This window comes from Meiothermus rufus DSM 22234 (genome assembly GCF_000423425.1).
Taxonomy (GTDB): Bacteria; Deinococcota; Deinococci; order Deinococcales; family Thermaceae; genus Meiothermus; species Meiothermus rufus.
Window position 1 is genome coordinate 1 of record NZ_AUHY01000082.1, and the last position, 9,487, is coordinate 9,487.

At 64.4% G+C, this 9,487-nt stretch carries 9 protein-coding genes and 4 pseudogenes; 9 read left to right on the forward strand and 4 right to left on the reverse strand.

Going from position 1 to position 9,487, the window contains the following annotated elements; genetic code table 11:
• Window positions 1-165, reverse strand: a pseudogene (locus tag G552_RS16380) (IS701 family transposase); the annotation flags it as partial.
• Window positions 166-229: 64 nt separating this feature from the next.
• Between G552_RS16380 and G552_RS16385 the strand changes: the two are divergent.
• The 4 genes and pseudogenes from G552_RS16385 to G552_RS17105 all read left to right on the forward strand — a co-directional run.
• Window positions 230-406 carry a hypothetical protein gene (locus G552_RS16385; protein ID WP_156890749.1) on the forward strand — a complete coding sequence of 59 codons (177 nt, stop codon included), beginning with the start codon at window positions 230-232 and terminating at the stop codon, window positions 404-406.
• Window positions 407-614: 208 nt separating this feature from the next.
• Complete coding sequence (locus G552_RS15440; protein WP_051195803.1) at window positions 615-1,727, forward strand: DUF1385 domain-containing protein; 1,113 nt, start codon at window positions 615-617, stop codon at window positions 1,725-1,727.
• 31 nt (window positions 1,728-1,758) lie between these two features.
• Window positions 1,759-2,127 (forward strand): MbcA/ParS/Xre antitoxin family protein, encoded by a 369-nt coding sequence (locus G552_RS15445; protein WP_036270862.1) that lies wholly within the window; start codon window positions 1,759-1,761, stop codon window positions 2,125-2,127.
• Window positions 2,124-2,336: pseudogene (locus G552_RS17105) on the forward strand (RES family NAD+ phosphorylase); the annotation flags it as partial. The gene G552_RS15445 and the pseudogene G552_RS17105, both read left to right, overlap by 4 nt.
• 150 nt (window positions 2,337-2,486) lie before the next feature.
• Here G552_RS17105 and G552_RS0112480 read toward each other — a convergent pair.
• A complete protein-coding gene (locus G552_RS0112480; RefSeq protein ID WP_027883332.1) occupies window positions 2,487-3,596 on the reverse strand; it encodes a hypothetical protein in 1,110 nt (369 codons plus the stop codon).
• Here G552_RS0112480 and G552_RS16390 point away from each other — a divergent pair.
• Window positions 3,555-3,761: pseudogene (locus G552_RS16390) on the forward strand (IS701 family transposase); the annotation flags it as partial. The gene G552_RS0112480 and the pseudogene G552_RS16390 sit on opposite strands and share 42 nt — an antisense overlap.
• 340 nt (window positions 3,762-4,101) lie before the next feature.
• On the opposite strand, the gene G552_RS0112485 reads toward G552_RS16390, so the two are convergent.
• Both G552_RS0112485 and G552_RS0112490 read right to left on the reverse strand, forming a co-directional pair.
• Complete coding sequence (locus G552_RS0112485; protein WP_027883333.1) at window positions 4,102-4,542, reverse strand: PIN domain-containing protein; 441 nt, start codon at window positions 4,540-4,542, stop codon at window positions 4,102-4,104.
• The gene (locus G552_RS0112490; RefSeq protein ID WP_027883334.1) at window positions 4,543-4,791 is read right to left on the reverse strand and encodes an AbrB/MazE/SpoVT family DNA-binding domain-containing protein; all 249 of its coding nucleotides are present in this window, start codon (window positions 4,789-4,791) and stop codon (window positions 4,543-4,545) included. It lies immediately after the preceding gene.
• A gap of 213 nt (window positions 4,792-5,004) precedes the next feature.
• Here G552_RS0112490 and G552_RS16060 point away from each other — a divergent pair.
• From G552_RS16060 to G552_RS0112505, 4 genes and pseudogenes are all read left to right on the forward strand, one after another.
• A pseudogene (locus G552_RS16060) lies at window positions 5,005-5,549 on the forward strand (IS607 family transposase); the annotation flags it as partial.
• Window positions 5,550-5,556: 7 nt separating this feature from the next.
• Window positions 5,557-6,165 carry a hypothetical protein gene (locus tag G552_RS16600; RefSeq protein ID WP_211224826.1) on the forward strand — a complete coding sequence of 203 codons (609 nt, stop codon included), beginning with the start codon at window positions 5,557-5,559 and terminating at the stop codon, window positions 6,163-6,165.
• Between the two features lie 43 nt (window positions 6,166-6,208).
• The gene (locus G552_RS16605; protein ID WP_211224825.1) at window positions 6,209-6,928 is read left to right on the forward strand and encodes a zinc ribbon domain-containing protein; all 720 of its coding nucleotides are present in this window, start codon (window positions 6,209-6,211) and stop codon (window positions 6,926-6,928) included.
• A 2,308-nt stretch (window positions 6,929-9,236) separates the two neighbouring features.
• Window positions 9,237-9,487, forward strand: a 251-nt coding sequence (locus G552_RS0112505) for a transposase (protein WP_027883335.1), incomplete at its 3' end; no start/stop codon positions are given.

The window sequence follows — 9,487 nt, forward strand, 5'->3', positions numbered from 1 at the left end:
AAAGGCATCATGGGCGGGAGGGCTCTTCTCCTTTGGACTACAGCGAGCGGCCTCGGTACAGGTGAAGACCCGCTGAGCGGCGATGAGAAAGTGGATGTAGTCCAGGTCATCGCACTTCGGTGGGTTCATGGGCATCACCCCCTTTGGAGAAGCTTGGCTAAGCACTCTCCTCCTAGCACACAGAAGAATGTCCAGTCAACTGCAACTGCGTAACTCCTATCATAGATGAGTGGATAACCTCAAAGGCGAGAGCAAGCACGATCTAGCCGTTGAGTTACTCGAGCAAGCCAAGGAATGGGGTCTAACGCCGAAGTACCCCTTGCTGGATGCCTGGTATGCCAGCCCAAAAGTCCTCAAGACGGTGATTCATTGGGGATGGCACTTCGTCACCCGAAAGCCCACCTGACCTTGGGCCTATGGGCCTACCACTACCTGCAAAAGCTCAAGCTTCAGCCCCGTTCTGGAGGGTTTGCACTCCGTCGTAGGCTCATCTCTCGCAAGTTGACGCTCAATCGAGATGACCTTAACGCCTTCCTGGACACCGCTGCTTGAGCCTGGCGTAACTTGTTCTCATCTGGCCGGTAAAGCTGGACCCCTATGGGTAGGATAGGGGTATGGACGCGAACCAACTCATCGGGGGGATGGCCCTGCCCCACGGGGTGCTGCTGCTGAGCCGGAAGCGGGTGGCCCTGGGCTACTACGACACCGAGGGAGCCTTGCGGCTGTACACCCGCGAACTCAAAAGCCCCACCGGAGGCGTGAAGAGCCTGTGGACGTTGCTCTCGGAGAGCCTGCGGGCCCTGTGGCGGACCAGCCTCGATCAGAACAGCCTGGATCAGAACGGCCTGCTGAGCATGGTGGCGGGGGGGCTGGCGGGGATTCCCCTGGGGCTGCTGCTGCGCTGGGGCGCGCCCCTACCCTCCGGGCAATGGAGCCTGCTGAGCAGCGCCCTGCTGGTGCTGATGTTTCTGGCGGCCTATGGCTTGTACCCCCCTTTCCGCCGGGGGCTGGCGCGGATGGCCCGCTACCACGGGGCCGAGCACAAGACGATCTGGGCCCTCGAGCGGGGGGAGGCCAGCCCGGAGGGGGTCCGGCGGCAGCCCCTGCTGCACCCCGCCTGCGGCAGCAACCTGGCCGCCCTGTACCTGATGGTCTGGTTCCCCATCCTCCCGCTGTTGCTGTTTTTCCCCTGGCTGTGGTGGTTGCAGTTCCTGGTCCTGCTGCCGCTGCTGCCGGTCTTCGGCTGGATGGGCCGCCACCCCGAGCACCCGCTCTCCCGCGGGCTGCTGGCCCTGGGCTACCGCCTCCAGCGCCACACCCTGGCCGAGCCGGGGGAGGCCGAACTGGAGGCGGCCTGGCGGGCTGTGCAGGGGCTGGAAATGGAGAACCCCTCGAGTGTCCGGACACTCGAGGGGTCAGGGAGGGCTGTGCCTAAGCGCATCTACGCCCACCTGGGCTGGCGCATTCCCCGCACCGCTTTGGAGCAGTGGCAGCGGCTCGCCCCGGTCCGCACCCCCTACCTGCTCCCCGGCGATCTGGTCTTCTTCACCGCGCCGGAAAGGCCCGTGGACCACGTGGGGCTGGTGCTGTGGAACGGGCTGATGATCCACGCCAGCCTCCGCGCCGGGCGGGTGGTGGTCGAACCCATCGCGGCCTACCGCACGCGGTACATCGGGGCCCGCAGGCCGCTGGCGGGGGTTTACCTGCAAAAAAGGAACAATTTTTGACATAGAAAGGGAAAGGTGCTAGGCTCGAGGCATGACCCCCGCCCTGCGCCACACCCTGGTCGAAGGCCACAACCCCCAGAGCGGGCGCTTCGACGCGGTGCGCCTGGCCAGAACCCTGGGTCTGAGCGTTCCCGAGATGGCTCGGGTGCTGGGCTATACCCCGCGCGGCCTCCGCGCCAACCCCGACTCCAAGAACCTCCAGGCCAAACTGGGCGAACTGGTCGGCCTGGTGATCCGGCTGCTGGAGGAGCTGGACGGTAGCATGGAGCACGTGCGGATCTGGCTCCACGCCCCCCACCCCGACCTGGGTGGCGTGCCGCCGTACCGGGCGATGGAAGGAGGCGACTTCCGGGCGGTGGAAACCCTCATCGCGGCCATGGAAGAGGGCACCCCACTGTGAAGTCCAAGCAGAAGCTGTTGGAGGCCCTCCGGGGCCTCGCGCTTTGGCCCGCCCAGGGCACCGCCTACCGGCTCACCAGCCCCAAGTACATGACCCGCCCGCTCTCCCCCGAAGGATCGCTCCAGCGGGGCGGACGCTACAACAAACGAGGTCGCTTTGCTGCGCTATACCTTGCCGACAGCCCCGCCACGGCCCTGGCAGAGGTGCAGATGCTGAAGTTCAGCGACAACCGCCTGATCGGAATCAAGGGGCCGCCCAAGGTGCTGGTCTCGGTGGACTACACCGAGAGGCTTCCCCTGCTCTGGTGCGGGCCTACTACCGCCGTCTGCAGGAGGCGGTGGAGCGGGTGCGCTGAGCTTTCAGGGAAGGGTCTTGCAGCTGCCGTCCGGCTGCCGCCAGGGGGTGGGGCAGAGCCTCGGGTCGAGCCGGGAGAACAGCGGGTAGGGCGGGAGCTGCTGGTAGTTGGGCTTGCCCCGCGTGCTCTGGTACTCCTCCAGCAGGGCGACCTCGGCGGGGTCGGTGACCTCCTCCACCTGCCAGCCCTCCCCGAACTCGCAGCGCACCCCGCCGGGGGCGCTGGGGTCCTGGTAGGCCCCGAAGCCCCGGTTGAAGCTGCGGAACCAGCGCCCCTCCCAGGGCTGGGGGTACTCCCCGAGGTTGAGGCTCTTGGAGATCAGCACCGCGCTGTGGGGGCGGTCGTCGAAGTAGGTGCGGTTGCTGAAGCCGGATCCCGGGTCCCCCAGGGCCAGCTCCCCTTCCCCCTGAATCCCCGGGCGGCCCATGAACTCCCCGTCCTGCCACATGTAGGTGAAGATGAAGTTGGGCTGGTAGGGGGTCCGGTGGGGTCCGGGGCTGCCGCTCTTCTGAAAGGCCGCTCCCCACAGCCCCGGCTCCAGGGTCTCGTTCGGGGGGGTCCAGCGCTGCCGGATGCAGACCTGGAACCCGCCCCCCACCGCCACGTTCTGCAGACGGCCCCTTACCGAATCGTCGCCCGGCCACTGATCCCCCCAGGGGAAGCGCTCGAGGACCTCGTAGGCCACCGGGCCGTCGGGGAAGACCAGCCTCGGGGGGAAGCCCGAGTCGTCGATGCGGAAGCGGTAGACCCAGCGGAAGCGCCGCCCGCCGTAGACCTTGTTGTACGAGCGGTCCTCGGCATAGACCTCGACCCGCCCCTCGCGCAGGCGGAGTTTGGTGATGGAAGTGCCCACCCGGGCGTCCTGGTAGGGCCAGAAGTTGGTCATGTACTCCAGCCAGGAGCCGTCGCTCGGCCCAGCATACAGCTGGGCCGAGAGGCCGCTCATCTCCCGCGGCCGGTCCAGAACCAGGGTGAAGTCCTGCAGGGACAGCCGCAAAGGCCCCAGGGGGTCGGGGTCCTGCACCGGCGGGGGCGGGGGCGGTGGGGCGGTCCTCTGGTTACAGGCTGCCCCCAGAAGGAGCAGGGCCAGCAGGGGGATCAGGGTTCGTCTCATGGTCTTATTCTAGGGGTTCTTTGGGCATTGGTGGTCTATGGGCTCATTGAGTGTCAGCGAGAGCGGCTGAAGTTGAGTTTCTACCCATGCCGACGGAGACTCATCGCAGGTAAGCTGAGCCTGGATTTGAGCCCTCTGTTACCGGTGCAGGTGGAGGCCGCGTAACTCCAGTACCTGCTCAACGTCTCCCACCCGCAATACCACCGGGTGGATCTGGGCGAGCCTCGACCCTTCGCTTTAGTTGCATTGTCTTGCCTTATCGATGGCCATTTTTTGCAATGCCAGCCGCGAGGATTTCACGCGCACGTTTAACCGATTCAGCCTCTTCCTGGGTGGGCCACTCATCACGATAACCCCAGAATGATCCTGCTGCGTTCATGATAACAGTGCGAATTTTTCCTGATTGCAACGCAGGTAGTTTCTTTTTGCATTGAACGCCATCTTGTTTTGAATGGCACAAATAAGCGAGGGGCGGCCAAAGCCACCCCCTGGTTCAGCTCAGGTCTTAAAGCAACCTTTCCAACGCCGCCCCAGGGGCCAGTACCTCTACCTGGCTTACACTCCCATATTTTCCCACGGCCACGCGCAGGGGTTGGCCGTAAAGATGGCCGAAGTGCTGCCGATCTCCGGTGACCAGGGCTGCCGCCCTCGCCTCCCAGGCAGCCGCCAGGATGGGGGCGTCTTTGGGAGGAAGGCCCCGCTCCAACGCCTTGTGGATCAGCGCCCGGCGGGGCTCAGCAACCAGGATCACCTCCTCCAGCAACGCTTCCAGGGTGGTTAGGGCCTCCGGGCGTTTGGCCTGTAGGTTGCGCCGGGCTTCCTCCAGGGCGTAAGCCGAGGTACACAGGGTGCATCGTCCTTGCTGGGCCAGGGTAAACAGGGCCCTCGAGCGCCCCTCCTGCCAGGCGGCGGCAAACAGCACGTTGGCATCCAAAAACAGCCGCACTCAGGAGGCTCCTTGCAGGGCTCGGAGCTTTTCTTTTTCCTCCGGCGTGAGCGCGTCCTCTTGCAGGAAGGCTTCAATCCGCTCCTGGCTGTACATTTCGATGGGATAGACCCCGGCGGGCCGGAGCAGGATACCCCCGTCTGAGGAGAGTTCTACCAGAAAATACCCTTCTCCCTCCATCCCCAGCGCCCGGAGCAACCGCCGCGGAATGGAGATCTGTCCTTTGCGGCTGAGCTTAGCCAGTTCCATTTCCATAGGATACCAAAAAGTTAGGTTTCTTGGTTTATGGGAATGAAGGCTATCTGCGGTATAGCCGCACCCGCTTCCCCAGGGGCCCTCCTTCTCTTGGTTCCTCCTGTGTCTTACCCCTTTTTTTTCAAAGCACGAAGCCTCCCAAGGGGCTCGTAACTGCTAAATAAAACTTCAATACATCTTGATATTCTTACTCACATTGTGGAGAATTTGGACATAAAGGTTTCGATCAGAAAAGCCGCCAAAGAACTGGGAGTGTCGCCGGAGACGTTGCGCCGCTGGGAAGCAGAAGGGAAGATCCGGGCGGGCACCGCCGGTACGACCTGGCCAGCCTTCGCGGATGGTCCCGCAAGGAGCCGGAACCAATGCCCGGGTATCCAGCCACGACCAGAAAGCGGGTCTGGAGAGGCAGGTGGAGCTACTGGAGACCTTTTGCGCCGCGAACGGGTGGCGGTACGAAGTGATCCGCGACCTGGGTTCCGGGTCTCCGGGAACTCATTCGCCGGATCTGTTCCGGCCAGGTCAGCCGGCTGGTGGTCACCCGCAAGGATCGCCTGCTTCGGTTCGGGTCGGAGTTGGTCTTCTCCTTGTGTGAGCATTTCGGGACGGAGGGGGTCCTCATCAATGCCTCGGAAGAGGCGTCGTTCGAGGAAGAGTTGGTGCAGGAGGTGCGGGAAATCATCACCGTGTTTTTGGCCCGGCTGTACGGGAGCCGGAGCCGGAAGAACCGGGACATTTTGAAACGACTGAAGGAGGCGGCCGATGCAATCTGCCCTGAAAATGCGCCTGGAAGTGGAGGAACACACTGCGGCGGTGCTGGAGGGCCAGTCGCGGATCGCCAACTGGCTGTACAACCGCCTGCGCCGGCGGTTCCGGGAAACCCAGGACCCGCAAGCGGCCAGGGTGCTGTACCCGGAGCGGGGCTTGCGGAACCGGATTCCGGCACTCAAACCGGAGCGCCCGTTCCTGCAGACAGTTCATTCGTCGGTGCTGAAAAACGCGGCCCTGCGGCTCAGCAGTGCGATCCGGGAATACCCGAAGAGCCGTCGTGGCGAACGGGCGAAGCGGGTGGGCGGGCCGGAGTTCCGGTCGTGGAAGCGAAAGGGGTTCTCGTTGCACTACGACGAGCCGTGGAAGGGATTCCGGTTGGACGGCCAGACTCTGTTGCTCTCCTTGGGGATAGCGCTGGACGGAGCGACGGGCCAACGGAAGCAAGTTCATGGGTCCACCCGGCTGGCCGAACCGTTGCCCGATGGGTTTGATCCGGGCAAGGTCCGCCAGCTTCGGAGAAGGGCGGTGGTTCTACGCCGTCTTCACGGTGAAGCGGTCCGTTCCTTCTCGTCGTCCGGTGGGACGGGTCATCGCGATTGACCCGAACCACAAGAATCTGGGGTACGGAGTGGGGACCGACGGGGTGGCGACGGAAATCCTCAACCCCTGGTTTCTCAAGATTCTGGACCGGCGGATCGACGAAGTGAAGTCGTTGCGGGACCGGTGCCCGAGGAAGTCCGTTCGGGTGGTGAGGAAAGACGGGTCGGAGGCGTGGCTGCCGTCCCGGCGATGGCGGAAGCTGAACGAGCAGCTGGAGGAACTGTGGCGGGTGCGCCGAGAACAGACCAAGGTGTACCTGCGCACGGTGGCCAATCGGCTGTACCGGGAGTACGACGGGGTATTCGTGGGAGATTACGCACCGCACGGCGGGGGAATCAGCCGGGGGATGCGCCGGGCGATGAACCACCAGTCGCTCATCGGGCGGTTCAAGGAAACCCTGGCGTGGGTGGCGGCCCGGTCGGGCAAGGTGTACGGCGAGTGGGACGAAGACGGGTCCACCCGGACCTGCCATGCCTGCCACTACAACGTGCCGGGCGGAATTCCGCCGGAGGTTCGGGAGTGGACCTGTCCGGAGTGCGGGACGTACCATATCCGGGACGAGAATTCGTCGATCAACGGACTGGAACAAGTGCTGAAAAACCTGGAGGTGCCTGGCTCGGGCCGTCTGGGAGACAAGATTGTCGTGAGGACCAGGCGGGCTTGGCGGTTCGACGGTCTAGGTATCGCTGAGGTACCGGGGGCCGTTGGCGGGCGGGTGAGGGATCATGCCGCCGGCCGCCAAGAAATCAAATGCGGAGCATGATAGCTCCAAACCCAAATTCTGCGCAAAGTGAGATTTGTGTAGGTTTGGGAGAGCGGCAAGACGCTCAGCACCCACTCAGCATTTCCACCGCTTGAATGAGCTACCCCGGGCCCTGAACTCCCGCATCGGGGCCTGTTGACACTCTCACGCCCCGCCACGGCGTGGCGGGAAGCTGGTGGGATTCTTGGTTCAACGAGGACTGCCTACGCGTTCGGGCATAGCCCGGCCCGATGGGCCTAGAACGACGCGTAGGTCTTACGCCCTCTCCCCAAGCGTTTTGCGCCTCCGGGTGCCCCACGGCGACGGGAGCCCTGCGGATTCCCTCGGCCCGGATATTCTTGAACGCGTTCAGGTCTCCCCCATGCACCGCCCTGCACCCGCAGGTCCAAACCCTGTCCGAGAGGGTAAGGGCGGTGTTGATTGTCCCGCATTCCCAGCACTGCGCTAGCAGTTCGTAGGGGTCCGCCCCCCGCACCCAGCGCACCCGGGGGTCGGAAGGCGGGCGGCCCCGCCGGTCCCCGCTATAGATCCAGCCCTCGCTCTCCCGCGGCCGGTGCTTGCGCCGGGTGGATGATTCCTTACCCCGGCCCCTCTTCTCCCAGTGAAGGGCCGTAGCCCCCCGGTAACGCCGGTACTCGGGCGCACGCGGTAGCTTTGCCCCGCCACCCCCAGCACCTCCACTCCGTTCCAGACTTTCAGGGTGCTTGCGTCTCGGCGTCTATGGTCTAGAGCTCGAGTTTTTCTCCGGCTCACCCACCGCCAGCGGCTAGAATGGACCCACGTTCACCGCCACGGCCATGGACGTGCTCATCGCGGCCTGCAGGGCTAGGGCAGGTCCTTCACCGAGCTAGCCACTGCCACCCTTCAGGCCCACGCCTACGCGTGAGATACGCCCGGCCTGATGCCGCCTGTACGGAGCAACTCAGGCCGTGGTTCAAGGTGCCTTAGGGCTATTCGGGCTATGGCCCCGGCTTTGCACGGGCCACGGACTGCCCGAGACCCGATCCCCCTCCCCAGCAGCCTTTACCCGACACCCATTGCACCCACCCTTAAGCCTTGGGAAGCGGACCCGCTGACCTCCTCCCTTGACTTCAGTCCCGGGAGGATCTCGCGAGGTTGCGGGACTTCCTGGGAGTGGGCTACCCGCCTGGAGTGGCACGACCCCGAAGAGGAAAGGTTCGTCTGGGGGGTCTGCTACTACACGGCGGGCGGTACCTCCCACCGGGACCGCGACCGCGTGGCCCGGCACGAACCTACGGACCGGAATCTCAAAGGGGCCCAGGAGGACCTGGCGGAAAACGCAGCGCAGTATATTGAAAGCCAACCAGGCCCAGTCGCTGGAGGCGGACGATCCCCTATCGGGACGGCGTGCCGCCGCACACCCGCAGCCGAGGGGGTCTTTGCCCCCCAGCTACCCGCCGACCCCAGCCAGACCCGGGCCCGTGGGTCGGAGGTGCGCCGGGGGAAGGTCTGGAGTTACCAAGTCAGGCCCTGCAGGAGTGGGTGGGGTTTCCGGGGCTCAAGCAGTGGGTGGGGGAGCGGGAAGGGTAGGACAAGCGAACCCGTAACCTCAAGCGAAACCGCAGCTATGCCCTCACCCGTCTGGACCGGGAGGCCGCTCGACTGGCCGGGCTCATTCGCAGCCGAGAACCATGACTTTCTGGTGCGCGATGTGAGTTTTGCCATGGATCGGCGCCCCCTCGGGTTTTGCGATCAACTGCTTGCGGCCATGGCAGGTGTCCAATCTGACCGCCGCGATAGAGCGTTTTGCCGCCAAACCCTTCGAACCGCTGGCGCGGTCGGGGGTGGTGTGAGTTCACGTACCGGCCCTGTGCACTAGCCCGCCCAGAACGACAACTCCTGGAACACCCCCAGGTCGCGGTAGTTCAGCGTCCACACCGGAGCTCCGGCCTTCAGGGCCAGCAGCACCACGCTGGCATCTTCCAGGGTGCCCCTCCACTCCGGCCTCCCCGCCAGCAGAACCTGGATCCTCTCGAGGCGTAGTTTCGCCGCGGCGTTGTTTCGCCGAGCGGAGCGAGATGCTACAAGACATGTTTGCCTAACGGGCAAAGCAGCTTTCGCCGCGAGACGCTTCTTTCGCCGCCGATAGGCGGGGTAGCGGGGTGGGGTGCGGAGCGAGGGGTGGAAGGGGGCGGCAACACATCTGCGTTGCCGGATCACCGAAGACGTGATGTCCTGAGTCACGGTATGCCCCTCCTGTCCGTGCGATGCAAGCTGTGAAGTGCTGCCCCAAATTTGGACCACCCCAAGAGAGAGACCGAGGGGTGTAGCCTGAAGGGGTAGCGAGATGCGCAGGTGGTCAGCGAAGGAAAAGGTAAAAATTGTGTTGGAGGTCTTGTCGGGTCAAAGGACCGTGGCCGAAGCCTGCCGAGCTCACGAGGTCGCAGAGTCCGTGCTCTACAGGTGGCAACGGGCGTTCTTGGATAACGCCCATGCCGCCTTCTCCCATAGCTGCGCAGAACAAGAGGCCCGCGTCCGCGAACTGGAACGCTTGGTCGGCCAGATGGCCCTGGAGCTGGAGGTCCTAAAAAAAGCCTC

Excerpts from the sequence above, each read along its gene's own strand:
- G552_RS15440 (WP_051195803.1), top strand. The coding sequence starts at position 615 with ATGGACGCGAACCAACTCATCGGGGGGATGGCCCTGCCCCACGGGGTG.
- G552_RS15445 (WP_036270862.1), top strand. The coding sequence starts at position 1,759 with ATGACCCCCGCCCTGCGCCACACCCTGGTCGAAGGCCACAACCCCCAG.
- G552_RS0112480 (WP_027883332.1), bottom strand. The coding sequence starts at position 3,596 with ATGAGACGAACCCTGATCCCCCTGCTGGCCCTGCTCCTTCTGGGGGCA.
- G552_RS0112490 (WP_027883334.1), bottom strand. The coding sequence starts at position 4,791 with ATGGAACTGGCTAAGCTCAGCCGCAAAGGACAGATCTCCATTCCGCGG.
- G552_RS16600 (WP_211224826.1), top strand. The coding sequence starts at position 5,557 with ATGCAATCTGCCCTGAAAATGCGCCTGGAAGTGGAGGAACACACTGCG.